We start from the raw sequence: 22,943 nt of genomic DNA, 5'->3' as shown, positions 1-22,943 counted from the left end.
GATACGGACCGTGGGCGGCAGCGGTTCAGTGCTCGCGGATCGCGTCGAGGTCGTCGACCGGTCGCTGTTTCTGGACTGTATTGCGTGCCATCGCCGCCAGCCGTGCCAGCCGTGCGTCACCGAGCGCGGTGACCGCGTTGCCGAGCCGGTTGGTGACGAAGGCGACCGACATTCCGAGCAATGGATCGGCGTACGCGCCGGAACCGCCGACACCGTAGTGTCCGAACGCCTTTCGCGGCTGCTGTTTGGTCATCAGCACGGGGCGGTGATAGCCGAGGGTGAACCGCAACGGAAATCCGAGCACGTAATCCCGGCTCTCGGTGGGCTGCACCTGATTGATCTTGTCGATGGTTTCCGGTTTCAGAAAGCTGATCATGCGCCCGCTGTCGGCACCGAGCCCCGTGACCTGCCCGCCATTGGCGAGCGCGCCGTACATCCTGGCCAGCGCCCGCGCCGAGAACACCCCGTTCCAGCCCGGCATCACCGCATCGTGCACGCGTGGATCGCGCACCAACTCGTCGAAACTCTCCGGCATCCCGGCCTCGGCCAGCCCGCGCACCGGCCGCACCCACGACAGCACCGACGACGCGGTGTTCCAGCGGATGCCGGGCGGCGCCAGATGCGGGAAGGTCTTGGCGATCCGGTAGCGCTCGGATTCCGGTACCCGGAACCAGAATTCGTCCATGCCGAGCGGGATCGCGATCTCACGCCGCAGCACATCGGTGAACGGATCGCCGGTGACCCGCTGCACCAGTTCGGCGACCAGCCAACCGAAGGTGATGGCGTGATAGCCCGAGGTGCGGATGCGCCGCGGATCCGGTGGGCTGTCGGCGAGTGCGCGCACCACCGAGCCGTAGTCGAGGATGCCCTCGCGTCCAGGCACCAGCCCGCGTACCCGGTGCAGGCCCGCGCGATGGGAGAGCACATCGCGCACGGTGATCTCGTCCTTGCCGTGTGCGGCGAATTCCGGCCAGTATTGGGCCACCGGAGTCTCGTAGTCGATGAGCCCGCGTTCGGCCACCCGATGCAGCACCGTCGAGGCGACGCCTTTGCCGGTGGAGAAGGTGAGCGCTACATTCTCGCCGTTCCAGCGCTTGTCCTTGGCGGCCCAGCCCGCCCAGATATCGACGACCGGTTCGCCGTCCAGATAGATCGCCAGCGCGCCGCCACCGCGGCTCGGCTGGGTGAACATGGCGAAGAAATGGTCGGCAAGCCGGATGAAGCGCGGGTCGACGAGCATCTCGCGCGGTGCCGAGAAACCGCGCGCCGGTTCTGCCGTGCTCACGACCGCTGCCAGCGGCCCACCGGAGTCGCCAGGCAGGCATCCCCCGTGCCGGCATTCCAGGCGAACGCCGCGACGCCGAGGCACACCACGGCGTCCTCATCGGAGAGGACTTGGGCGCGCGATCCGTCCAATGCCAGCGAGACCGCCATCGCCGACGATGTCGGCGCGTCGCCCACCGGCAGCAGCGAGGTCAACGCCACCGCATCCGGTCCGACGCCGACCGCGATCGGCATGCCGCCGACCCCTTCGCTGGCGCCGAGACCACCGGCCGCACCGATTCCGACCGCCGTGGCACCCGAGGTCGCCACGGCGTAACCGATGCCGTCGACTCCGGCCGATCGAGCCTTGCCGACGTCGCCGGTGCGTGCGCGGCAACCGTGGTCGCCGTCGAGGATCATGACATCGGCACCGTTATCCGCAGCGCATTGCACAGTATTTGCCGAGGCCACCGCCGGAGCCGCGAGGCAGGCTCCGGCTGCCGCGGTGGCGCAGACGATCGCACTGATCAGCTTCATGTCCGACTCCTCTCGCACCGGCCTTCTCACCATAGGCGAGATTGTTGCTGCGGGGGCGGTTCCTGGGCTCTCGGCGACGCGCGCCGCGCCGCTCGACTCGACCTCGCCGCAGCTGTGGTGTATTCATTTCGAGGTATTTCATGCACTGTTGTGAACTTCGGATTCTGCCGGGGGTGTGAGTTCGGCGTTGCTGCTCGGGAGGACTTTTCGTGTCTGGTCGATCGACCCTCGCCCATCGTGCGCTCGCGGCCTGTGCCGTCGCGGCGGCGCTCGCCGTACCGTTCGCCGCAGGGTGTAGCAACACGGTCTCCGGCACGGCACAGCCCGCGCTGGACAACGCCATCTCGACCACGAGCACGCCCGAAACGTCGTCCGATTCGGAGCCGACCACCACCCGGCGCACGCCCCGCTCGACCACGAGTACCGCACCCACCGGTGGCAGCACCTCGTTCGAGGCCGAGATCGGCGACTGCGTAACCCTCGGCGGCACCACCACCGACGCCGAGATCGATAAGGCCTCCTGTGGCAGCCGCGCGGCCAACTACAAGGTCATCGGCAAGGTCGCCAAGCGATCCGAATGCGTCAGCGACGCCGACAGCTACTACGCCGAGACCGTCAACGGCGTCGAGCAGGGCGCGCTGTGCCTGGATATCGACTGGGTGGTCGGCGGCTGCATGGACGTCGGTGGCGAAGACCCGAAGCGGGTCGACTGCACCGAACCGGCGGTCGACGGAGTGAAGGTGCTTTCGATCGAGAAGGACGCCGACGACGCCAATGCCTGCGGTTCGGGCGGCAGCGGCTACGTCTACCCGGAACGCCGTTTCGTGGTGTGCGTCGAAGAGTTGTAAAACAGCCGTATCTTGGGAGCGGTGAGCACCGCTGAGCTGCCACGTCTGCGCTCGGGTACCGGCCGCTGGATTCTGCTGGCCACCGTGCTCGGGTCGTCGGTGGCGTCGCTGGACGCGACCGTGGTCAATATCGCCCTGCCACGCATCGGGGCCTCGCTCGACACCGATGTCGCAGGCCTGCAGTGGACGCTCAACGGCTACACCCTGACCCTCGCCTCGTTCATTCTGCTCGGCGGTTCGCTCGGCGACCGGCTCGGCAGGCGCAAGGTGTTCGTCTGGGGCGTCATCGGATTCGCGATCACCTCGGTGCTGTGCGGGGCGGCGGTCACCATCGAAATGCTGGTCGCGGCGCGGGTCCTGCAGGGCGTGGCCGGCGCGATGCTCACCCCCGGCAGTCTGGCGTTGATCTCCTCCTCCATTGATTCCCGTGATCAGGGCGCCGCGATCGGGCTGTGGTCCGGTTTCGGTGGGGTGGCCGGTGCGTTCGGCCCGCTGTTGGGTGGGTGGTTGATCGAGCTGGGCGGATGGCGATCGATCTTCTTTCTCAACGTCCCGCTGGCGGTGATCGTGGTGCTGGTGGCCGTGCGGCATGTGCCGGAGAGCCGCGACCCGAAGGCCGACAGCAGGCTCGACATTCCGGGCGCTTTCGTCGTCGCGGTGGCCCTCGCCGCGCTCACGCTCGGTTTGATCGACGCCATGCCGTGGCTGGTGGTCGCGGGTGCGGTGCTGCTCGGGGTGTTCGTGATGATCGAACTGCGCAGCGACCATCCGCTGGTGCCGCCCACCTTGTTCGCCTCCCGGGTGTTCACTGCGGCGAATCTGGTGACTCTGGCCGTCTACGCCGCGCTGGGCGGAGTGTTCTTCCTGCTCGTGCTGGAACTGCAAGTGGTCGCCGGGTATTCGCCGCTGGAAGCGGGGATGGCGACGGTGCCGGTCACGATTCTGATGCTGCTGTTGTCCGCGCCCGCGGGCCGGTGGGCGCAGCGCCACGGTCCACGGTTGCCGATGACGGCCGGACCGATGTTGGCTGCGCTCGGCCTGGTGCTGCTGCTCGGCATCGGTCCCGGCACCACGTACGTGGTGGATGTGCTGCCCGGAGTGCTGCTGTTCGGTCTCGGTCTCGCGGTGCTGGTCGCTCCGCTCACCGGCGCGGTGCTCGGGGCCGTCGCGCCGAGCGAGGCGGGCATCGCCTCCGGGGTCAACAACGCCGTCGCCCGCACCGCACAACTGCTCGCGGTGGCGGCGCTGCCCGGCCTGGCCGGAATCTCCGGCGCTCTCGGTGATCCCGCGGAGTTCGATTCCGGGTTCGGTGTCGCCATGTGGATCTGTGCCGGCCTGCTGCTCACCGGCGCGTTGCTCGCCGCGGTGCTGCTGCGCGAGCCGCGCAAGCGCGCGCCGACGTTGGACAACGTGGATTGCATGCCCCAGTGCGGAGTGTCCGCGCCGGCGCTGGCTCCGGTCGTCGATCGCAGCGGGTAACGGTCTCGGGCCGCCGCGTAGAGACAGCGCGGGGCCGTCGTGGCGCGGTGAACTCCCCCGAAAAGCCGAATGAGCGGGCATCGCTGCCCGCTCATTCGAAGATCTGGAGTCCGAAGGACCTAGATCGGCCGGAAACCCGCTCCCGCCCCGCCGCGCGCGTTGACGTCGTCCATGATCGCGGTCAGGTTGGTGCCGACCTCGGGACCGAAGCAGGCGATGGCCAGGTAGGCGTTCACCATGCCGACCAGGGTGGACCCGACGACGACCGGCGCGCCGGAATCACCTTCGACCACGCACATCTGGGCCCAGGTCTCGTAATTGGTCTGGAAGATATCGCCCCAGGTGACGCCGCAGGTGTTGCCGGTGGTCCGGCCTTCCTTGCAGACGATGGTCGGGAACTGCGGCGGCGCGCCGATCCCGGTGATGCTGACATTGCCGATCCGGTTCACCGGCGTGATCCGGTTCGGGTCGAACTGGATGACGGCGTAGTCGAGTTCGTGGTTGGAGAAGACGAACTTGCCGATCGGGCCGTAGCCGCGGTCCACCTCGGCATACACCTGCGCGCCCGCGTCGCCGCAGTGCCCTGCGGTGAGCCCGACCAGGCGTCCCGCCGCATCGTGGCCGACCGTGGTCACCGTGCACTCGAACTGATTGTCGATGACGATTCCAGATCCACCGCCGATGACCGGCGCGCCTGGAGCGGCGCCGGCGGCGCCAGCACCGGTCCCGAGCAGCGCCGCTCCGATGGCGACGGCGAGGACGGCGTTGGCCGCCTTGGCGAGTTTGCTGAACATGTCCCTCCAGACGTCGGAAGCCCGCACGATATCAAGCTGTGGCACCCATCGTGTCAGTAATTGCGCTCGGGCGCGCCACCGGCTTCGAGGTGCCCACCGGGACCCCGATTTCAATACATCGCGGCAGGGCTGTCTCATTCCACGGAGATAGCCTCTTGCTATCAACGATCGCATTATTCGAACTGAACTTTACAAACCGAGTTCGGTCGTGGTCGCTTGTCCAGAATTGAATCCGCGCAATTTTGAATGAATGGTTTCCCTATTAATTAGGAGCTGACTCGATGCCGAGCCCGGCGTTCGCGCAGGTGAACTGTAACTCGTTCCAGTTCTTTTCCATGAAAGATTGGGACCAATACCAACCCGAGAGCGATAACTCAGTGGTCGCGATGGATAGTGACAACGGTCTATGACCGCAATCACATGTCTATGGTGTGTTCTGCGCTACTCCGTAGTAAGGTGCGTCAAGCAAACAAGTCGTCGGGGCAGGTAAACCGACGTCGAGAGGGGTTAGTCAGTGCAGTCGACCAAGAGTCCACCAGCAGGTTCGCGGATGAGCGATGCGGTCGAGTGGACGAAGGGCTACTGGCGCGACCATCCCAAAAAGTCGCTGGAAACGCTCGGTCGTCAGATGACCATGGGCGCGCAGGCGATCACGGAACTCGTCGTCGCCATCTTCCGCCGCCGGTTTCCGTTCGACGAGTTCATCCGCCAATGCGCGTTCATGGCCAGTGTCGCCGCGGCGCCCACATTGCTGGTCGCCATCCCGATCGGTGTCATCGTTTCGATTCAGGTCGGCGCGGTCGCCGGTCAGGTCGGCGCCACCTCGTTCATCGGCGCGGCCAACGGTCTCGGCATCATCCAGCAGGGCGCACCACTGGTCACCGTGCTGATGATCGCCGGTGCCGTCGGTTCGGCCATTTGTGCCGACCTCGGCTCCCGGACCATCCGCGAGGAAATCGACGCCATGAAGGTCATGGGCGTCGATCCGATGCGGCGACTGGTCGCCCCCCGGCTCGGCGCCGCGATGATCGTCAGCGTGCTGCTGTGCGGCTTCGTCGTCTTCGTCGGCTTCCTGACCGGCTACATCTTCAATATTTTCGCCCAGGGCGGCACACCCGGTTCCTATATCGCGACCTTCTCCTCGTTCGCGGTGACCATCGATCTGCTGGTGGCACTGATCAAATCGCTGCTGTTCGGTCTGCTCGCGGCGATCATCGCCTGCGATACCGGGCTCAACACCCGCGGCGGCCCGGGTGGTGTCGCGAACTCGGTGAACACGGCCGTCGTCATGTCCGCGGTGATGTTGTTCGGCGTGAACGTGATCTTCACGCAGGTCTACAACACCCTCTTCCCCCCGACGGTGGTGTAGCCGGTGTCCGCAACCTATGTGCCGCCCCTGCTGCGGCCTCTCCAGAAACTCAAGTCCGCGGCGACTGCGCCCAAGGACATGCTGGCCCGCCTCGGCCACCAGGTGTTCTTCTTCCTGCGCTCGCTCGGCTCGATGCCGCTGGCGTTCAAGCAGTACCCGAAGGAAGTCTGGCGGCTGCTCTCCGATGTCACGTGGGGCAATGGCAATCTCGTCGTCGGTGGCGGCACGATCGGCGTCATCCTGATCTTGTCCGCCTTCGGTGGCATGACCGTCGGTATCCAGGGCCATACCTCGCTCGAACTGCTCGGCTTGAGTCCGATCACCGGCGCCATCTCCGCCTTCGCGACCACTCGTGAACTCGGTCCGCTACTGGCCGCCCTGGCCTTCGCGGCCCAGGCCGGCTGCCGCTTCACCGCCCAATTGGGCGCCATGCGCATCTCCGAGGAGATCGACGCACTCGAATCGATCGCCATCCGCCCGCTGCCCTATCTGGTCAGCACCCGGATGATCGCGGCGATGATCACCATCGTCCCGCTGTACTGCCTCGGCCTCGCCATGGCCTATATCTCCTGCGCGCTGACAGTGCAGATGATCGGCGGTACCGACAGCGGTACCTACATGCACTACTTCTACCAATTCCTGATACCGACCGACGTGCTGTATTCGCTGCTCAAAGCGATTATCTTCGTCGCGATCACCACGTTCATCCAGTGCTACTACGGCTTCTTCGCCTCGGGCGGACCCGAGGGTGTCGGTGTGGCAGCAGGTCGCGCGATCAAGATGTGCATCATCCTCGTCGTCTTCGCCGATCTGTTCATGACCTTGGCCATCTGGGGTGTCAACCCCGGCATCAGGATCTCGGGGTAGGCAATGATCATCGATCCCAGTGGGCGCGGGCCCACCATGCGGCAGTTGCTCATCGCCGGTGTCTGCGGCCTCATCGTCTTCGCAATCATCCTCGGCTTCCTGATGGCTCGCTATCAGGGCTACTTCGTGCCCAAGGTGAAGGTCACCGCGAACCTGACCACCACCGGTGACGGGTTGCCGCAGGACGCCGACGTCAAGTTCCGCGGTGTGCTGGTCGGCGCCGTCGACAATGTGTCGGTCGCCGCGAAAGGCGAACTGCAGCAGGTCCACATCGAGTTGAAGCCGGAGTTCGTCGACGGCATCCCGAACACGGTCACCGCACGTGTGGTGCCGAGCAACCTGTTCGCGGTGACCTCGGTCGAGCTGGTCTTCAACGGCACCTCCGACGAGCACCTGGAAGAGGGCTCGGTCATCGAGGAGGACACCAGCAAGGGCACCGTCGCGCTGCAGGACACTCTCACCACGGTGCAGAACATCCTCGACCAGATCGACCCGATGCAGTTCGGCCGCGTGCTCGGCACGCTGTCCTACGCGCTCGACGGCAGCGGCCGGGTACCCGGTTCCACCATCGAACGCCTGGATCGCTGGCTGCTCGCGGTCGACGAGTCCATTCCGGATCTCGGTGCGCTGCTCGGTGATTTCTCCGCCTCGGCGCACGCGCTGAACCAGTCCGCGCCCGAACTGATGGACGTGCTGGCCAGCTCGGTCACCACCGCACGCACGATCTCGGACCGCCGTTCCGATCTCGCCGCGTTGATCAGCGGAGCCTCGAGCACGATGGACAAGGTCAACGGCCTGTTCGCGGCCAATCCGAACTCGGGTAAAGAGGTCACCGCAGGCTTGAACGCCACCATCGGCGCGCTCGCTTCGGACCCGAGCGCGATCACCAACTCGATCGCCAACCTGAACAGCTCCACCAGGAAGCTGAACACGGTCTTCACCTGGGGCCCGCAGCGGCAGATGGTGTGGAACGCGGGTGTCACGTTCACGCCGTGGAAGCCGAACACCGTCGCGGACTGCCCGCGCTACGGCGACCTGGCCGGCCCGAGCTGTGCCACCGCCCCCGCGGTCGCCGATCCCGGTGTGCTGCCGGAATCGATGAAGCCCGGCCGGTTGAAGTCGGCCGACGGACTGCCGTTGCTGCCGCCGATGCCTGGCATGCCCGCCATCCCCGGCGTGACCACGCAGGCCACCGCGCCCGCCCCGGTCGCACCGACGGCGGCCATTCCGAATCCGTTCGCGGGCACCCCGCTCGAGGGCCTGTTCCCGAATCTGCTGCCGCCCGGTGCGCCCGCACCTGCCGCGCCGCAGCCGGGTACCGCACCCGCGGCGCAGTCCGAGCAGGACGCACCGGCACCCGAGGGTGACACCCAGGTCCCCGGTGTGAAGCCTGCGGCCCGGCCGATCGCCTACACCGACGATCCGGCGCTGACCGCGATGCTCGGCCGGCGGGCCTCCACCCTCGAATACATGATGTTGAGCACGATCCTGGAAGGCGGCACTGTGCAGGTCACCGGAGAGGAGGCCCGCCGATGAGCATCCGCAAACCGCTGATCGGCTTCAGCCTCTTCGCCCTGGTATCGGTTCTGGTCACCGTGGTCATCTGGAACACGCTGGCCCGCACCGTCGACGGCGATACCAACACCTATTCGGCGACCTTCACCGATGTGCTCGGCCTGCGTGAGGGCGACGACGTCCGCATGGCAGGTGTGCGGGTGGGCAAGGTCGAGAAGATCGAGCTCGACGACAACAACGACGCCCACGTCTCGTTCATCGTTCAGGACGAGCAGACCCTGTACGGCAACACCAAGGCTCTGGTCCGCTACCAGAACCTGATCGGTCAGCGCTATATCGCGCTGGCGCCCGGCACCGGCGGGGACGCCACCCCGATGGACAACAACGCGACCATCCCGCTCGAGCGCACCGAGCCGTCGTTCGACATCTCGGCGCTGCTCAACGGATTCCAGCCGTTGTTCCAGGCGCTCGAGCCCGAGCAGGTCAACCGCCTGTCGGAGACGTTCGTGCTGGCGTTGCAGGGTGACAAGGTCTCGCTGGGCGCGTTCATCACCCAGGCCGCGACCCTGGCCACCGATTTCGAGCGCAGGGACGCGATTCTCAGCGATGTGATCACCAACCTCAGCGGCGTCATGTCGGGGTTGGCAAAACGAGGGGGCGAATTGGAGACGCTGGTAACCCAGACCCGGGCGCTGATCGGCGGGCTCTATGAACAGGGCCAGTCGCTGCAGCAGTCCACCGTGCAGATCGCCGACGCCACCACAGCTTTGGTCGATATGGTCGGCACCATCCAGCCGAAGCTGGATGCCGCGCAGAATTCGACCCGCGACGCGCTGACGCTGCTGCTGGCCAACGGCGCCAAACTCGACCAGGCCGCGATCGACCTGCCATCGGTGCTCGCCGACGTGGGCCGGTTCACCTCCGAGGGCGCCTACGCCAACGCCTACATCTGCCGCCTCGACATCTCCCTCTACGGAATCCTCTTCCCGCGCGGGCTGTTCTCGCAGATCGGTGGCAACGGACAGTCGGCGGTGTGCCGCCCATGAGCAAAATCAAAACCTGGTTCAGGGCCAACCGGTACTTCGGGCTCGGCATCATCGGTGCCGCACTGGTAGCGCTGCTGGTGATCGTGTCCACCGGCTTCCAGAGCCTCGGCCTCGGCGAGCAGAAGATCAAGGCCGAGTTCGTCCAGGCCGCGGGTATCAAGGTCGGCGACAAGGTCGACGTCGCAGGCGTCCCGGTCGGCCGGGTCGCGGCCGCCGAGCTAGAGGGCGATCACGTGGTGATCACCCTGCAGATCAACAACGATGTGGATCTCGGCCCGGACGCGCACGCCTCCATCAAGATGGCGACGCTGCTCGGTGCCCGCTACGTCGATCTGGAGCCCGGCGACGGCTCCGGTCTGAAGGACGACCGGATCCCCAAGTCCAACACCACCGTTCCCTACAACCTCGCCGATGTCGTGCAGCGCGGCACCCCGAAGTTCGAGGAACTCGACACCACCAAGCTGGCCGAATCGCTGAACATGTTCAACCAGCAGCTCGGTGGTTCGCCGGAACTGATCGCACAGGCGCTCAACAGCGTCGGCGCGCTGGCCAAGACCATCGACTCCCGCAAGACCCAGGTCGACACGCTGCTCAAGGATCTGGATCGGGTCACCACCATCCTGGCCGACAACCGCAACAGCGTGCTGCTGGTGGTCACCCAGGGTGAGGCGATCGCCAGCCGGGTGATGGAACGGCAGAACCTGCTGCGTCAACTGCTGGACAACGTCGCCACGCTGACCGCGCAGTTGCAGCAGATCGGTGCACAGAACGACAACCAGTTCTCGGGCACCCTCGATCAGCTCAACGTCATGGCCTCGGGCCTGCAGAAGAACAAGGACAACCTGGACCGGCTGCTGTCGATCATGCCGCCCGCGGTGCGTTACCTGGCCAATGCCTGGGGTAACGGCAACTACGCCGAGGTCGGCATCCCCTGGCTCTTCCCGGACAACTGGTTGTGCTTCGCCCAAGTCGCCGAGGGGTGTGCGTGATGAGACTGAAAACAATCGCCCAGTCGCTGTTCGTCGGCGCCACAGCACTTCTGGTGGGCAGCTGCTCGCTGCTGCCCGGTCCGTTGAACAACGACATCAAGATCACCGCGGACTTCGAGAACATCGCGGGTATGTACGAGGGCAACAGCATCCAGGTGCTCGGCATCGATGTCGGCAAGGTCGACAAGATCGTGCCGCGCGGCACCTTCGTCGAGGTGCATATGACCCTCGACGGTGATGTGAAGTTCCCCAAGGACGCCATGGCCGTGGTGATCTCGCCGTCGATCGTGACCGACCGGCACATCGAGATCACCCCGCCCTTCACCGAGGGTGAGACGCTGTCCGACGGTGACCATCTGACGCTGGAACAGACCGACGTCCCGGTCGAACTCGACACGATGATCAAGACCATCGATCAGTTCGCGGCCGCGCTCAAACCGGAGGAGGGCCAAGAAGGGCTCGGCCCGCTGTCCGGCCGGGTGCTGTACCCGATGCTCGACGGCAACGGTGAGAACATCCGCGACACCTTGAACGCGTTGTCCAGCGCGCTCAAGGTCGGTCTGGACAACAAGGACGCTATCTCGACCATCATCATCAAGCTCAACGAGCTGACCACGATGCTGGCCGAAAACGATCAGTCGGTACGGGATTTCAGCAACCAGGCCACCCAGATGACGACGCTGCTCGCCGAGCAGGCCCCGGGTCTGCAGGCCACGCTGAACCAGCTCAACAGCTTCCTGACCAACACGAGCTCGATCTTCGCCGAGCATCAGGACCAGATCTCCGACACCCTCACCCGGATGACCGCGGTCACCGATCAGCTGCGCCAGAACGCGCGCGGGCTCACCGAGGTCATCGACGTCGCGCCGATGCTGTTGCAGAGCATCGACAGGTCGATGAACCATGAGCGTGGCTACATCCGGCTGCACGCTCTGGTCGGCACCACGCTGACCGGCGAGCAGATCAGCCTGTTCTGTGAGCGCATTCAGATGCGAGCCGACGGTTGCCGCACCGGTCGCATGGAGGACTTCGGTCCCGACTTCGGACTCACCGCCGCACTGCTTGGACTGACGAAATGATGAATCGAATCAGCAGACGAGCCCGCCGCAGCATGGTCGCGGTCGCGGCGGTCGGGGCCATGTCGGTGACCTCCGGCTGTGGCCTCACCGTGGAGAAGCTGCCGCTGCCCAAGCCGGGTGCCTCCGGCGACACCTATTCACTGACGGCCGTGTTCGACAATGCGTTGAACCTGCCCGACCAGGCGAAGGTGAAGGTCGGTGGTTCCGATGTCGGTGTGGTCACCAATATCAAGACCTCGAACTTCCAGGCGATCGTCGATATGGATATCAGCACCGATATCCAGCTCCCGGTCGGCAGCACCGCGGAACTGCGCCAGGCCACCCCGCTCGGTGACGTGTTCGTCGCGCTGTCCATGCCGCCGGCCGAACCCGGCACCCAGATGATGCAGAGCGGCGAAACGCTGCCCTTGGAGCAGACCTCGGCGGGTGCCACCGTCGAGGAGCTGCTGCTGTCGGTGTCGCTGATGTTCAACGGCGGCGGTATCGCGCATCTGGCCAGGCTCGGCGCCGAACTCGACTCCATCGTCGGCGGGCGTCAGGACCAGGTCGTGCATCTGGTCAACGAGATGACCGGCGTCGTCACCAGCTTGAACGACAACTCCGCCAATATCGACAGCGTGCTCGCCGAATTCGGTGCGCTGGCCACCACCCTGGAGGCCAGTCGCTCGGATCTCGGTCAAGTCGCCGACACCCTGCCGAACATGATCGGCGCGGTCGCGGAGAACAACCGTGCCATCGGCGATCTGCTCACCAAGATCGCCACCGCCAGCGCGGCGCTCGGCGACTACGCCAACACCTCCGGCGGTGAGTTGGCCGGCCTGCTGGACAACCTGGACAAGTTGATGGGGGCGCTGGCCGCCACCGGTGACAACTTCGGTGCGGTGCTCGACGCGCTGCACGAGATCAAACCCGGAGTCAACTCGACCTTCCGCGGCAACAGCCTCGCCGCGCAGGTCAATGTCACCAACCTCGATATCGCCCTGCTCACCGCACCCGGCACCAGCAAGTTCTTCGATCTCAATGATCTGAACGACTTCGCGGGCAGCTTGGTCCAAGTGCTCCAGGTCGTCTACGGCCGGGTGACGGGAGGCCACCGGTGAAAAACCACAAGATCCTCTACTCGACCGCGGGCCTGGTACTGGTCCTGATCATCGGTGTGGCGTATCTGATGGTCAACGTCATGCGAATCAACCCGTTCCGCGGGACCTACACGGTCACGGTGACGCTCGACCGCTCCGGCGGTCTGCAACCGGGCAACGACGTCACCCTGCGCGGTTTCCGGGTCGGCAAGGTCGATTCGATCAAGCTGATCAACGGCGGCTCCGCCATCGCGGCGAGCGCCGAGATCGACGACCGCTACGACATCGCGGTGGACACCGTGGTCGCGGTGCAGGCACTGTCGGCGGCCGGTGAGCAGTACATCGACTTCCGTCCCGATACCGATCAGGCCCCGTTCCTGACCGACGGCTCGGTGATCGAGTACAACCCGGACACCGTGCACACACCCACCCCGGTGTGGGCGGTGCTCGATGACACCAGCGCGCTGATCGCCCAGGTCGATCCGAAGCATTTCGACGTCATCCTCAACGAGCTCGATATCGCGCTCAGCGGTGGCCCGGATCAGCTCCGGTCGTTGATCGACGGTGTCAGCCTGGTGGTGGCGGGTCTGGATTCGCTGCTGCCGCAGACCACGAACTTGATCGCGAATCTGCGGACCATCGCGGCGACAACGTCGAATGCCCAGCCCGATCTCGGGACGCTGACCAGCAACTCGGGTGTGCTGTTCGAGCAGTTCAACAATGCCAACGCCGAGCTGCAGTCGGTGCTTTCCCAGGCGCCCGGCCAGTTCGCCAGCCTCGGCGCGGTGCTCGATACGACCACCGATCCGATCACCGGACTCGTGAACAACTTCGTCGCCATCACCAAGGCGGCGCAGCTGCGCACTCCCGCCATGCAGGCGCTGTTCCCGGCGCTCGAACTCGGCGGTGCGGCGCTCGGCGTGCCCGCGCACGACAACGAATTCCACACCATCCTCGATATCTGGTTCCGGCCCTACTGCCAGTACCAGTCCACTCCGGCCAGCCCGCAGGTCGTCTCCGACGGGACCATGCCGATGTGGAACTACTGCGAGAATCCGGCGCCGGGACAGCAGATTCGTGGTTCGGTGAACGCGCCGCGGCCGAATATTCCGAACAACGGCTCGCATATGCCGCCGGGTGTGGACCCGAACGAACGGACCATGCCGCCGGTGCGGTAATTCCGACCGGCTGATCGGTGTCGCGTGCGCCGGGGCATACTCGCAGTTGAATGCCTGCGGCCCGGCGCGCGTGGCCGGACGAAATACACGGCGCACTCGAATGTGCGCCGGGAAGGTGTGAACAGTACTCATGTCCAAAGATGACGCCGCTTCCGACGCGGACGCCGTGAAGGATGGCGCGACGACGGGATCGGCGGGCGACGCCGAACCTGCCGAGGCGACCACATCGGCCGCGGACGTCGACGCCGAGTCCACGGACGCTACCGACAGTGGTGCCGACAAAGCCGAGGACGTCGGCAAGGACGACGTCGACGCGGCGGCCGAGGATGCCGACAAGACCGTGAAGGCCGAGACCGCCGCCGAGTCGGAGTCCGAGGCGGCCGACGCGGATGCCACCGTGAAGGTCGACAAGGCCGGCGAAGCCTCCGACGCCGACAAAGCAGTCGAGATCGACAAAGCCGACGCGGATACCACCGACGACGCCGATAAGACCGTCAAGGTCACCAAGTCGGCCAAGAAGGACAAGGAGGCCAAGGCCGACGACGCCACCACCGTCAAGGTGCGCACCCCCGCCGCCGCCAAGGCCGCCGAAGCTTCAGGCCGCCGCAACCCGCTGATCATCGCCGCGGTCGTGGCACTCGTGCTCGCGATCGCTGCGGCAATCGCCGGCGTCGTGTTCTTCTTTCAATCGGGCAGCCGCCAGGACGAGCTGGACACCCGCGCCGACGCCACCAAGGCGGCCTGCGATTTCGGTAACCAGTTCGCCACCTACAGCGGCGACAAGATCGACGACTACCTCGGCCGGTTGAACGACACCGCGACCGGTGAGTGGAAGCAGATGGTCGCTCAGCTCGGCCCGGATCTGAAGGCCAGGTTCGAGGGCAGGCAGGTCGACTCCAGGGCCGAAGAGGTCAAGTGCGGTTTCGCCTCGGGTGACGACACCAAGGCGACCGTGGTCCTGGTTATCGACCAGAGTTTCTCCACCGCGGATGTTCCGAACTCCCCCCCTGGCAAGGTCCGGGTGGCGGCCAATGTCGAGATGGAAGAGGTCGACGGGCGCTGGCTCGTGGCCAAGTTCGACTTCCCGGCAATGCGATAGCCGACCGGCGTGATGAAAGAGAGTGGGACCGGACCTATGGTCGAAGACGCCAACAACAGCGGCGATGAGCGCGGTCTGCTGCCCGTCGTCCTCGCGTTCGTGGCGGGTGTGGTGCTGGTGGCGCTTGTCGTCACCGCCGTCGTGTTCTTCATGCAGTCGAAGGAGCGCGGCGATGAACTGGCAGCGCAGGACGAGTCGAGCCAGGCCGCCTGCGATTTCGCGCGGGTGACCAACACCTATGACTACGCGGGCGATCTCGACAGCTTCCTCCCTGAGCTGAAGGGCCGGGCGACCGAGAATGTGGTCTCGGATCTGGAGCAGAACTGGGAAGCGCTGCGCGGGTTGCTCGGCGAGAACAAAGTCAAGGCCTGGGTGGACAAGTCGACCTGCGGTTTCCGTTCCGGCGACGCCGAGAACACGCAGGTGCTGGTGAACCTCAGCCTGATGAATACCAACATCGGGACTCCCCAGCCCAAGCGCCTTGACGTCGCCGTCATCGCAGGCATGGAGAAGTCGGGCGACAAGTGGCTGGTCAACAAGTGGGAGCTGGCCATGCTGCCCGCTCTCGATCCGAATGCCGTCCAGCAGCAGCCCGCGCCGCCGGCCGACCAGCCTGCCCCGCCGGCCGATCAGCCCGCGCCGGAGCCCGGCAACTGATTCGATAGAGAAAGCGACCCCCGGCGGTGGGTCGAGCCACCACAGGAAAGCCCTGGTTAACAGGGCTTTTCTGCTGTTTTGGGCACATTTTGGGCACACTCCCCCGGCCTGTATGCCGTGTGAATCGCCTTGGCCACCTTGTCGAGATCGGTGTCGAACAGATCCGAGTACACCTTCAGCGTGATCGCCGGATTGCTGTGCCCGAGCATCCGCGCCAGCGCCAGCACGTTCGCGCCCGCGGCCACTGCCAGGCTGGCGCAGGTGTGCCGCAAGTCGTGCGGCGTCACCGTCTGCACACCGGACCGCTTGACCGCCCCGGCAAACCACCCGTCGCCGGACTTCGGCCGAGCGAGGTAGTCGGTGCCGTCGCCGAACACCAGCGCGTCACGGTCGCGGCCTTTCACATGCTCGGCGAGTTCATCGAGCACGAATTGCGGCACCGGAACCGAGCGCCGCTGGTTGTTCTTCGGCGCCTTCTCGTCGTGCTCGTCGCCCACCTGCACCGCGTTGTCGTTCACCGCCAGGCGCCGCCGCAAGAACTCGATATCGCGCACCCGCAGCGCGATCGCCTCACCCCATCGCAGGCCCGTATACGCCAGCGTCAGCACGAGCATCCGGTGCTTGGCCTCGACGGCGAGCCGCTGCACGTCGTCCGAGGTCAGGTAGACATGCCGCTTCGCCGACTTGGCGGGCAGGTTGTCGACGCCGCGGGCCGGGTTCACCCGCAACCGCTTCGCCTTGACCGCGGTATCCAGGATGCCCGCGAGCACGCTGTGCATCCGAATGATCGCCGTCGTGCTGTGCCCGGCGCGGCGCATGGCACCGATCCACTCCTCGACGTCGGGTAGCTCGATATCGGCAATCCGCCGCGCGCCCCACTTCGGCTGTACGTGGATCCGCCACGCCGATTCGATGGGTCGATAGTGCGACTTGGCCACGCTGGATTGCTTGTGTTCCAACCACTTTGGAGCTAGTTCGGCGACCGTGATCCGGCCGAGGGCAGGCGCCACGTAGTCGCCGGTCATCTTCGACACTTCGACCGTGGCAGCGAACCGCTCGGCGTCGATCTTCCGCCGAAACCCGCGCTTCTTGGTCTGCTTCCCGTCCGGCTTGCGGTAGCGAACCATGTGCAAGGTGTGGTCGCGCTTCTTGCACACCTCATCCGGGCCGGTGCCGTCCGGTCGCCCCTTGCTGCCGTAGTACTTCCTGGCGCACTCGTCCAGGCAGGCTGTCGATTGGTACGGCTCAAACGTTGCCATGCTCGGCGCCCTTGATGTCTTCCAGCCGCTTCTCAAGCGCGGCAATGGCATCGAATACGGTGCGGCCGCCGAGTGCGGGCCATTCTGCATGAGTCAACACCGGCCCGGTCAGCCATTCCAGAAGGTCATCCGGCCCGGGCATGTCTACTCCGGTCAGGTGCACGCGGTCGTCCTCGCCTACGTCCGTCGGCATGAGAAGCAACACCGGCGAGACCCCAAGCGCGGCTGCGAGTGCGGTCAGGTCATCGACATCGACACGCCGCTCGCCATTCTCGATCCGCGACAGGCCAAGCGTCGCAATAGGTCTGCCCAGATCCGCGAGCTTTCGACTCAGCTCCGCGTAAGAGAGCCGCCGCTGTTCGCGGATTTGCTTGATGTTCGACCGGAGAGCCTCGCCGGTCGGGCCAAGTTCGTTCTTCTTCCCTGCCATGACCTAAGGATGGCATATCAAAATGATGCCGTCGCGCATATCCTTGATTCCTCATGCTTCACGGTGTATTCCTGTAGCTACGTCATATCGAACATGGCGCAACACCACATCAAGGATGAAGCATGAGCGAAATACTCGTCGCCGCCGAAGTCGCCCCGATGCTGCGCACCACGCCCCAGGGGCTCGCACAGCTGCGGTACCTGGGCAAGGGTCCGAAATTCATCAAGCGAGGCGCGCGGGTTTTGTACCGGCGCAGCGATATCGAGGACTACCTCACAGCGAACACACGCACCAGCACCGGCGAGCACTCGGGTGCTGCGTGATGTCGATTCGCCCTGCTGACAAGAACGGCCCGGGAGCGGTGGCCGCCGCTCGCCGGGCCAAGGAATCCACTCCCAACCAGGAAGAAGGCTCCACCGCCATGGTAGATCGCACCCAGCAGCAGTTCCGACCCGGCAACCGCGTGCGCCTCATCGAAACCGGCGAGTTGTTGACCGTGGAGAAGGTGTTGCGGTCGTGGGACAAGGTCACCGTCGTATGCACCGATGACGTAGACGATTCGGATTGGCGGATCTGCCGACCGGAACACCTCGAGCAGATCGACGCCGCTACCGCCGAGCGCGACGAGGCTGCCGACTACGCCGCCGCGGTGGGCGCGCGCATTGCTGCCGACGTGGCCGCGTCCGGACGCACCGACGCCGATATCGCCGAGAAGCTCGGGGCCGACCCGCAGGAGTTCCGGCGACTCGTCGACGGGCGGCACGACTGGACCGTGCCCGCGGCGATCCTGCTGTCGTACGTACTCGGTGTGTCGTGGGCTCGATGGTTCGACGACGAACCCAAGCGTGCCACCTGGACCGGCGACGACATCCGCGCGTACGTGGAGCACCTGCCTGCCGAGCGCATTGTGCGGCGTGCCGAGGCGGCGCCCATCCGGGTCCGCGAGGTGCGTGAGATCCCGGACGACGAGCCGGGGACGGGCCGCTTCGGCCTGGTCTGCGACGAGTGCGGCGGTGTCGTCTGCATGAGCCGCTACCCGTTGCCGCCGATGTCCGTCGTCTGCATGGTCTGCGCTGGCCTCTGACATGCGAGAGCCGCCGCGGTGCCGATTCCGCGGCGGCTCTCAGAAAGGAACGGTCACGCCCATGACCGCAACGCCTACCCAGACTATCCCGCCCGGACGGACCGAGTGCCGGACCGTGGCCGACCGAGCGGCAGCTCGTCGCCGCGCCATCCCGGACCGCCGCAGCGCCGAGCGTCGTGTCGACGCCGAGCACCGCCGGGGTCGCCGCCAAGCCACCACCGCACTGGATCGCGCGATGGACGACCCGATGCCGGAGTCCTGGCCCGCAGCTGGATTCGGCGCCTACGCCCCGATCCGGGCGGCGCGCGAACGCGAACGCACCGACGCCGCGCAGCGGTTCACCGATACCGCAGTCGCCTACCTCGCCGACGCGCTGCGGGCCGTCGACTACGCCGACGCCGCCGAGGTGCTGCGACGGGTGGAGGTCACCGCCGAAGTCCTGCGCAAGATCACCAAGGAGGCCATGTGAAGCCGTTCCTATCGCCGACCGCCATCGCGGTTCGGGCCCAACTCGAGGCCGAGGCGGCGGACGGTCCGCCGCCGAAGCATCACCCCGAGCACCCCGACGAGTGGATGCCCGACTGCGGCCAGTGCACAGCTCTACTCGATGCGGGGATCGCATGGCGCAACGCGCGCCGAGACGAACAGCCAGACGCATTCGAGGCATTTTGGTGTGCCCGGCCCGCGCTCGACCACATTCGCGAGTTCGCCCGTGCTCGCCGGGCCGGGCCGTGGGCCGTGCTCGGCGTGGTCTTGGCGCGCACGGTTGCCGCGACCGAACCGAACGTGTTGCTTCCGCCGATCATCGGCTCGGCGAAGTCGACCAATCTGTTTGTCGCGCTGGTCGGCCCGTCCGGTGGTGGCAAGGGCGCTGCCGAAGGGGCCGCGGCCGACGCAATCGAGTACGTCGGCGGTGAGGCCAAGTCGATTGGCATTGACGAGTTCCCCGTGGGCAGCGGTGAGGGAATCGCCCGGACGTTCCAGCCCGGATCAGTCGACGACAAAACCGACCGGCGGACGCGCGCCATGTTCACCGCGGCCGAGGTAGACACCCTCGCCGCCATCGGATCCCGGCAGGGCTCGACCCTCATGGCCGAGTTGCGGAAGGTGTTCATGGGCGAGCAGGTCGGATTCGCCAACGCGAACAAGCACACTCGCACGGCCATCCCGGCGCATAGTTATCGGGCCTGCCTCACTATCGGTGTGCAGCCGTTGAAGGCAGGCCCGCTGCTCGACGACGCCGACGGTGGTACACCACAGCGGTTCCTGTGGCTGCCCGTCGGCGACCCGGACGCACCGGAACAGCGACCGGCCGAACCGAAACCGCTACACGTGAAGGTCCGAAGTTGGGCCGCGCGTGTCGAGCTGGCCGTGCCGGACGTCGCGCGCGCCGCGATGGACAGCCACCGGCTCGCGGTGCTCCGCGGTGAGGATGTCGACCCGCTCGACGGCCACCGAATGCTCACCGGATTGAAGGTCGCCGCCGCCCTGGCCATCCTCGACGGCCGCGAGTTCATCACCGAGGACGACTGGCAGCTCGCCGGAACCGTGATCCGGGTATCGGACCGGACACGCGCCGGGGTACAGCGAGTGCTCACCGAACGCGCACGGGCCGCGAATCACGCGCGCGCGGTAGCGAAGGCCGACGAGGCCGGGATCATCGCCGACCGCGCCGAAGACCGCGAACGCGAACGGATCCGCGGCGCCATCCTCCGATGCCTCGAGCGCCGCGGCACGGTCAGCCGCAAGGACCTTCGCAACACTCTCAAATCGTCTCTACGCGACCGATTCGACGCCGAGCTCGTCGACTTGCTCGACGCCGGATCCATCGTCGCGATCAGCGAGACGACATTCAGGCTGGCCGATGCGTAGGCCGGTAGGACCCTTCGGGGCGGGTAGGACGGTAGGGCTCTGGTCCTACCCTGCCGACCTGCGCAAACACGGTCCTACCAACGTCCTACCCGGTCCTACCCTGCCCGGCGCCGGTAGGACCGGGGTAGGACTGTCGTCCACCCGTCCTATCTGCGGAAACTCAGGTAGGACCGGAGTCCTACCGGTCCTACCATGCGTCCCCGTCGGTGCCGTATGAGCTACGACGAGCAGCGCCTCGACGCAATCGTGTGGCCGAGGACCGGGAAGCGGTTCCGCGAGTGCACACCGGCCGAGATAGATCGGGTGATCGCCGAGCTACACGCGAAGGCTGAAATGCACCGGCGCCGCGAGGTGGCGGCCGGGCTACAGGTCGCCGCCGCGCTCGCCAAGATCGACCAGTACGACGCCGCGCTCGCCGATGGAATCCGCCGAGCCGAACTGTGGGCGAACGGGGGTGCGCCGTGACCGGCAAGGGCAAGTGGCCGGCCGCGCCGGAATTGTTGGCCAACCTGTTCGACGAGCGGCTCGTCGGCGCCGCGTGCGTCGGCCGCGCCAACCTGTTCGACGACCACCGCCATGGCGAGGACGAGCAGCAGACCGCCGACCGCCACGCCGAGGCCGCAAGGATCTGCGGTCGCTGCCCGGTCCGGGACCAATGCGACACCGCCGCCGCGGAACTCGACCGCGCGGCCTCCGGGGTGTGGGCCGGGCGCGTCCGCAACGCGGGACGGCCGATCGGTCGACCGCCGAGGGTCGCGTCATGAGCATCACCAGCGGGGTGTGCCTCGACGGCCGCGACGTTCTGCTCGCCGCGGTCGCGGTCAAGCTCGCCCTACAGCGATTCGCCAGCCAAGGGCAGCCGCCCCCGCGCGGCATGACCGAACTGTTCGCCGCCCTCGAGGCCGCGGCCGGATCCATGTCGCCGCCGCGCCAGGACGCCGACGCCGAACCACTGCCCGGCCCAGACTGGCTCACGACCGACCAGACCGCCGAGGCGCTCGGATTGAGCCGCCGCTCAGTGCAGCGGATCGCACGGCAACTCGGTGGGCAAAAGATCGGCGGGCGCTGGCTATTCGACCCGCCGCGGATCCGGCTCGAGGCAACAGCACGGGCCGAGGATAGGAGGACAGCATGACCCGATGGTTCGACCGCGTACTCGCATCGGCCGATCTGTCGACCGCGGTACTCGAGCAGGCGCTCGCCGCCAACGACACCGACGCCGACCACCCGATGCCCGACCCGACCCCACGCACCGAGCAGCCGGTCACTCTGGCCGAACTCGTCGCCGAGGGATTCGGGCAAGCCAGTATTGACACCCTCGCCGCCCAGCTCCCCGCCGACGAGGTACTCGTCGACGACATCGGCCGCCGGTGCGTCACTCGCACGACCGCGCGCCGACTATTCACCGAGCGCGCCGAAGCCGACACCGCCGCCCGCAAGCGGGCCGAGCAGTACCGCGCCGAAGCAACCGAACGTGGCCGCGCGGAACGGGCCGCGCGTCGGCAACGGCAAGCCGCACTCGACAAGGCTCGCGCCGACCGTGGCCTCGAGGGCGGCATGGTCTACGCGCCGTCGGAATGGGAGATGGACGCATGAGCGCCACCATTCACCGCAGCGCGGCAACCCTCGCCCCCGGCCGGACCACCGTCGACATTGCCCAGCGCATCCTGACCGTGATCGCGGTTCCTTACGGGCAATTCGCGCAGGTTCCCCACGAGGGCGAGGTCTGGCGCGAGGTATTCGAGCCCGGCGCATTCGCTGGCCTCGACGACACCGAACCATCCGTGCGGGTCAACCGCGACCACGACAAGACGCGCACCGTGGGCAAGGTGGTGCGGTTCGACCCGCGCGACCGCCGAGGCCTCATCGCGGATATCCGCATCGCCGAGACCCCACTCGGTGACGAGACCTTGCAACTCGCAGCCGAGGACATGCTGTCGGTATCCATCGGGTTCCGCATCAGCTCGGCCGGAATTCGGTTCGACCGCCGCAACAAGATCCGCCGCGTGAACCGCGCCCAGCTCGACCACATCGCCCTTGTGGAGTCCCCCGCCTACGACGGCGCCAAGGTCCTATCCGTGCGCAACGGGCCGAGCAGCACGCCGAACCTGGACGAGGTACTGGCCGACGGATTCCTCGACGAGGTGAACACCTACATCACGCGACGCAAGACCGACCCGCGGAACTCGGTGGACTACTGGCGCAACGATCCCACCCTGGCATGGGCCCAACGTCAGGCCGGATGCCGCTGCGTCTGTGAATGCGACTGCGCCGAACGCGAGCGGGAACGCCTGCGCCGCTACGGGACCGCCCAGCGGAACGCCCGCCGATAGACCAGCGCGTCAAGGTCACCCGCCGAGGAGTCATAGCGGGCCTCGCCCGGGAGCTATGGCCGGAGAGTTGGCGAGCCTACCGCCGACAGTGACCCGACCAGCGCGCCGAAATGCCCTCCAGATTGCGGTCTGGAGGGCATAGGCGCATATCCGGGGACATCGGGCC

General features: G+C 66.5%; 26 protein-coding genes. 21 read left to right on the top strand and 5 right to left on the bottom strand.

The window, feature by feature from the left end; translation table 11 throughout:
- Positions 1 to 25: 25 nt before the first annotated feature.
- Positions 26 to 1,240 (bottom strand): serine hydrolase domain-containing protein, encoded by a 1,215-nt coding sequence (locus ACFXNW_RS01445; protein ID WP_379416235.1) that lies wholly within the window; start codon positions 1,238 to 1,240, stop codon positions 26 to 28.
- 41 nt (positions 1,241 to 1,281) lie between these two features.
- Entirely contained in the window at positions 1,282 to 1,800 is a 519-nt protein-coding gene (locus tag ACFXNW_RS01440) for a DUF6764 family protein (protein ID WP_379415063.1), read from the bottom strand.
- 209 nt (positions 1,801 to 2,009) lie between these two features.
- On the opposite strand from ACFXNW_RS01440, the gene ACFXNW_RS01435 reads away from it, so the two are divergent.
- Both ACFXNW_RS01435 and ACFXNW_RS01430 read left to right on the top strand, forming a co-directional pair.
- Complete coding sequence (locus tag ACFXNW_RS01435) at positions 2,010 to 2,648, top strand: hypothetical protein (protein ID WP_379415061.1); 639 nt, start codon at positions 2,010 to 2,012, stop codon at positions 2,646 to 2,648.
- Between the two features lie 21 nt (positions 2,649 to 2,669).
- Positions 2,670 to 4,127 carry an MFS transporter gene (locus ACFXNW_RS01430; protein ID WP_379415059.1) on the top strand — a complete coding sequence of 486 codons (1,458 nt, stop codon included), beginning with the start codon at positions 2,670 to 2,672 and terminating at the stop codon, positions 4,125 to 4,127.
- 119 nt (positions 4,128 to 4,246) lie between these two features.
- Here ACFXNW_RS01430 and ACFXNW_RS01425 read toward each other — a convergent pair whose 3' ends face one another.
- Entirely contained in the window at positions 4,247 to 4,921 is a 675-nt protein-coding gene (locus ACFXNW_RS01425) for a S1 family peptidase (RefSeq protein ID WP_379415057.1), read from the bottom strand.
- Positions 4,922 to 5,471: 550 nt separating this feature from the next.
- On the opposite strand from ACFXNW_RS01425, the gene ACFXNW_RS01420 reads away from it, so the two are divergent.
- The 10 genes from ACFXNW_RS01420 (at position 5,472) to ACFXNW_RS01375 (ending at position 15,799) form a co-directional block, all read left to right on the top strand.
- Complete coding sequence (locus ACFXNW_RS01420) at positions 5,472 to 6,290, top strand: MlaE family ABC transporter permease (RefSeq protein WP_379415056.1); 819 nt, start codon at positions 5,472 to 5,474, stop codon at positions 6,288 to 6,290.
- Positions 6,291 to 6,293: 3 nt separating this feature from the next.
- Entirely contained in the window at positions 6,294 to 7,157 is an 864-nt protein-coding gene (locus tag ACFXNW_RS01415; protein ID WP_379415055.1) for an MlaE family ABC transporter permease, read from the top strand.
- A 3-nt stretch (positions 7,158 to 7,160) separates the two neighbouring features.
- Positions 7,161 to 8,693 (top strand): MlaD family protein, encoded by a 1,533-nt coding sequence (locus ACFXNW_RS01410; protein WP_379415053.1) that lies wholly within the window; start codon positions 7,161 to 7,163, stop codon positions 8,691 to 8,693.
- On the top strand, positions 8,690 to 9,718 hold the full coding sequence (locus ACFXNW_RS01405; RefSeq protein ID WP_379415052.1) for an MCE family protein: 1,029 nt from the start codon (positions 8,690 to 8,692) through the stop codon (positions 9,716 to 9,718). Before ACFXNW_RS01410 ends, ACFXNW_RS01405 begins: the two co-directional genes overlap by 4 nt.
- Complete coding sequence (locus tag ACFXNW_RS01400) at positions 9,715 to 10,707, top strand: MCE family protein (RefSeq protein WP_379415051.1); 993 nt, start codon at positions 9,715 to 9,717, stop codon at positions 10,705 to 10,707. The genes ACFXNW_RS01405 and ACFXNW_RS01400 overlap by 4 nt, the downstream gene beginning before the upstream one ends.
- A complete protein-coding gene (locus tag ACFXNW_RS01395) occupies positions 10,707 to 11,786 on the top strand; it encodes an MCE family protein (RefSeq protein ID WP_379415049.1) in 1,080 nt (359 codons plus the stop codon). The genes ACFXNW_RS01400 and ACFXNW_RS01395 overlap by 1 nt, the downstream gene beginning before the upstream one ends.
- Positions 11,783 to 12,886, top strand: a complete 1,104-nt coding sequence (locus tag ACFXNW_RS01390) for an MCE family protein (RefSeq protein WP_379415048.1) — start codon at positions 11,783 to 11,785, stop codon at positions 12,884 to 12,886. The genes ACFXNW_RS01395 and ACFXNW_RS01390 overlap by 4 nt, the downstream gene beginning before the upstream one ends.
- Positions 12,883 to 14,043, top strand: coding sequence for an MlaD family protein (locus ACFXNW_RS01385; RefSeq protein WP_379415047.1), 1,161 nt, complete (start codon positions 12,883 to 12,885; stop codon positions 14,041 to 14,043). Before ACFXNW_RS01390 ends, ACFXNW_RS01385 begins: the two co-directional genes overlap by 4 nt.
- Before the next feature lie 130 nt (positions 14,044 to 14,173).
- Positions 14,174 to 15,142: a hypothetical protein gene (locus ACFXNW_RS01380; protein WP_379415045.1), complete on the top strand. Its 969-nt coding sequence runs from the start codon at positions 14,174 to 14,176 to the stop codon at positions 15,140 to 15,142.
- Positions 15,143 to 15,178: 36 nt separating this feature from the next.
- Positions 15,179 to 15,799 (top strand): hypothetical protein, encoded by a 621-nt coding sequence (locus ACFXNW_RS01375; RefSeq protein ID WP_379415043.1) that lies wholly within the window; start codon positions 15,179 to 15,181, stop codon positions 15,797 to 15,799.
- Between the two features lie 56 nt (positions 15,800 to 15,855).
- On the opposite strand, the gene ACFXNW_RS01370 is transcribed toward ACFXNW_RS01375, so the two are convergent.
- Both ACFXNW_RS01370 and ACFXNW_RS01365 read right to left on the bottom strand, forming a co-directional pair.
- Positions 15,856 to 16,926: a tyrosine-type recombinase/integrase gene (locus ACFXNW_RS01370; protein WP_379416234.1), complete on the bottom strand. Its 1,071-nt coding sequence runs from the start codon at positions 16,924 to 16,926 to the stop codon at positions 15,856 to 15,858.
- A gap of 118 nt (positions 16,927 to 17,044) precedes the next feature.
- A complete protein-coding gene (locus ACFXNW_RS01365; RefSeq protein ID WP_379415042.1) occupies positions 17,045 to 17,488 on the bottom strand; it encodes a helix-turn-helix domain-containing protein in 444 nt (147 codons plus the stop codon).
- Positions 17,489 to 17,610: 122 nt separating this feature from the next.
- Here ACFXNW_RS01365 and ACFXNW_RS01360 point away from each other — a divergent pair, with 122 nt between their 5' ends.
- From ACFXNW_RS01360 to ACFXNW_RS01320, 9 genes are all read left to right on the top strand, one after another.
- A complete protein-coding gene (locus ACFXNW_RS01360; protein ID WP_379415041.1) occupies positions 17,611 to 17,811 on the top strand; it encodes a helix-turn-helix transcriptional regulator in 201 nt (66 codons plus the stop codon).
- Entirely contained in the window at positions 17,811 to 18,572 is a 762-nt protein-coding gene (locus tag ACFXNW_RS01355) for a hypothetical protein (RefSeq protein WP_379415040.1), read from the top strand. Before ACFXNW_RS01360 ends, ACFXNW_RS01355 begins: the two co-directional genes overlap by 1 nt.
- A gap of 61 nt (positions 18,573 to 18,633) precedes the next feature.
- On the top strand, positions 18,634 to 19,041 hold the full coding sequence (locus ACFXNW_RS01350; RefSeq protein WP_379415038.1) for a hypothetical protein: 408 nt from the start codon (positions 18,634 to 18,636) through the stop codon (positions 19,039 to 19,041).
- Positions 19,038 to 20,444 (top strand): hypothetical protein, encoded by a 1,407-nt coding sequence (locus ACFXNW_RS01345; RefSeq protein WP_379415037.1) that lies wholly within the window; start codon positions 19,038 to 19,040, stop codon positions 20,442 to 20,444. The genes ACFXNW_RS01350 and ACFXNW_RS01345 overlap by 4 nt, the downstream gene beginning before the upstream one ends.
- Before the next feature lie 213 nt (positions 20,445 to 20,657).
- Complete coding sequence (locus ACFXNW_RS01340; RefSeq protein WP_379415036.1) at positions 20,658 to 20,909, top strand: hypothetical protein; 252 nt, start codon at positions 20,658 to 20,660, stop codon at positions 20,907 to 20,909.
- Positions 20,906 to 21,208 carry a WhiB family transcriptional regulator gene (locus ACFXNW_RS01335; RefSeq protein WP_379415034.1) on the top strand — a complete coding sequence of 101 codons (303 nt, stop codon included), beginning with the start codon at positions 20,906 to 20,908 and terminating at the stop codon, positions 21,206 to 21,208. Before ACFXNW_RS01340 ends, ACFXNW_RS01335 begins: the two co-directional genes overlap by 4 nt.
- On the top strand, positions 21,205 to 21,579 hold the full coding sequence (locus ACFXNW_RS01330) for a helix-turn-helix domain-containing protein (protein WP_379415033.1): 375 nt from the start codon (positions 21,205 to 21,207) through the stop codon (positions 21,577 to 21,579). Before ACFXNW_RS01335 ends, ACFXNW_RS01330 begins: the two co-directional genes overlap by 4 nt.
- Positions 21,576 to 22,040: a hypothetical protein gene (locus tag ACFXNW_RS01325; protein ID WP_379415032.1), complete on the top strand. Its 465-nt coding sequence runs from the start codon at positions 21,576 to 21,578 to the stop codon at positions 22,038 to 22,040. The genes ACFXNW_RS01330 and ACFXNW_RS01325 overlap by 4 nt, the downstream gene beginning before the upstream one ends.
- Positions 22,037 to 22,777, top strand: coding sequence for an HK97 family phage prohead protease (locus ACFXNW_RS01320; protein ID WP_379415030.1), 741 nt, complete (start codon positions 22,037 to 22,039; stop codon positions 22,775 to 22,777). The genes ACFXNW_RS01325 and ACFXNW_RS01320 overlap by 4 nt, the downstream gene beginning before the upstream one ends.
- Positions 22,778 to 22,943 lie beyond the last annotated feature (166 nt).

Origin of the sequence: Nocardia sp. NPDC059180 (assembly GCF_042754945.1) — a bacterium.
Taxonomy (GTDB): Bacteria; Actinomycetota; Actinomycetes; order Mycobacteriales; family Mycobacteriaceae; genus Nocardia.
Note: the sequence above shows the minus strand (reverse complement) of the source record. Positions and strands in the feature narration are given on the sequence as shown.

Excerpts from the sequence above, each read along its gene's own strand:
- ACFXNW_RS01390 (WP_379415048.1), top strand. The coding sequence starts at position 11,783 with ATGATGAATCGAATCAGCAGACGAGCCCGCCGCAGCATGGTCGCGGTC.
- ACFXNW_RS01330 (WP_379415033.1), top strand. The coding sequence starts at position 21,205 with ATGAGCATCACCAGCGGGGTGTGCCTCGACGGCCGCGACGTTCTGCTC.
- ACFXNW_RS01325 (WP_379415032.1), top strand. The coding sequence starts at position 21,576 with ATGACCCGATGGTTCGACCGCGTACTCGCATCGGCCGATCTGTCGACC.
- ACFXNW_RS01400 (WP_379415051.1), top strand. The coding sequence starts at position 9,715 with ATGAGCAAAATCAAAACCTGGTTCAGGGCCAACCGGTACTTCGGGCTC.
- ACFXNW_RS01445 (WP_379416235.1), bottom strand. The coding sequence starts at position 1,240 with ATGCTCGTCGACCCGCGCTTCATCCGGCTTGCCGACCATTTCTTCGCC.
- ACFXNW_RS01410 (WP_379415053.1), top strand. The coding sequence starts at position 7,161 with ATGATCATCGATCCCAGTGGGCGCGGGCCCACCATGCGGCAGTTGCTC.
- ACFXNW_RS01355 (WP_379415040.1), top strand. The coding sequence starts at position 17,811 with ATGTCGATTCGCCCTGCTGACAAGAACGGCCCGGGAGCGGTGGCCGCC.
- ACFXNW_RS01375 (WP_379415043.1), top strand. The coding sequence starts at position 15,179 with ATGGTCGAAGACGCCAACAACAGCGGCGATGAGCGCGGTCTGCTGCCC.
- ACFXNW_RS01395 (WP_379415049.1), top strand. The coding sequence starts at position 10,707 with ATGAGACTGAAAACAATCGCCCAGTCGCTGTTCGTCGGCGCCACAGCA.
- ACFXNW_RS01380 (WP_379415045.1), top strand. The coding sequence starts at position 14,174 with ATGTCCAAAGATGACGCCGCTTCCGACGCGGACGCCGTGAAGGATGGC.
- ACFXNW_RS01405 (WP_379415052.1), top strand. The coding sequence starts at position 8,690 with ATGAGCATCCGCAAACCGCTGATCGGCTTCAGCCTCTTCGCCCTGGTA.
- ACFXNW_RS01350 (WP_379415038.1), top strand. The coding sequence starts at position 18,634 with ATGACCGCAACGCCTACCCAGACTATCCCGCCCGGACGGACCGAGTGC.
- ACFXNW_RS01370 (WP_379416234.1), bottom strand. The coding sequence starts at position 16,926 with ATGGTTCGCTACCGCAAGCCGGACGGGAAGCAGACCAAGAAGCGCGGG.
- ACFXNW_RS01365 (WP_379415042.1), bottom strand. The coding sequence starts at position 17,488 with ATGGCAGGGAAGAAGAACGAACTTGGCCCGACCGGCGAGGCTCTCCGG.
- ACFXNW_RS01425 (WP_379415057.1), bottom strand. The coding sequence starts at position 4,921 with ATGTTCAGCAAACTCGCCAAGGCGGCCAACGCCGTCCTCGCCGTCGCC.
- ACFXNW_RS01340 (WP_379415036.1), top strand. The coding sequence starts at position 20,658 with ATGAGCTACGACGAGCAGCGCCTCGACGCAATCGTGTGGCCGAGGACC.
- ACFXNW_RS01360 (WP_379415041.1), top strand. The coding sequence starts at position 17,611 with ATGAGCGAAATACTCGTCGCCGCCGAAGTCGCCCCGATGCTGCGCACC.
- ACFXNW_RS01320 (WP_379415030.1), top strand. The coding sequence starts at position 22,037 with ATGAGCGCCACCATTCACCGCAGCGCGGCAACCCTCGCCCCCGGCCGG.
- ACFXNW_RS01420 (WP_379415056.1), top strand. The coding sequence starts at position 5,472 with ATGAGCGATGCGGTCGAGTGGACGAAGGGCTACTGGCGCGACCATCCC.
- ACFXNW_RS01440 (WP_379415063.1), bottom strand. The coding sequence starts at position 1,800 with ATGAAGCTGATCAGTGCGATCGTCTGCGCCACCGCGGCAGCCGGAGCC.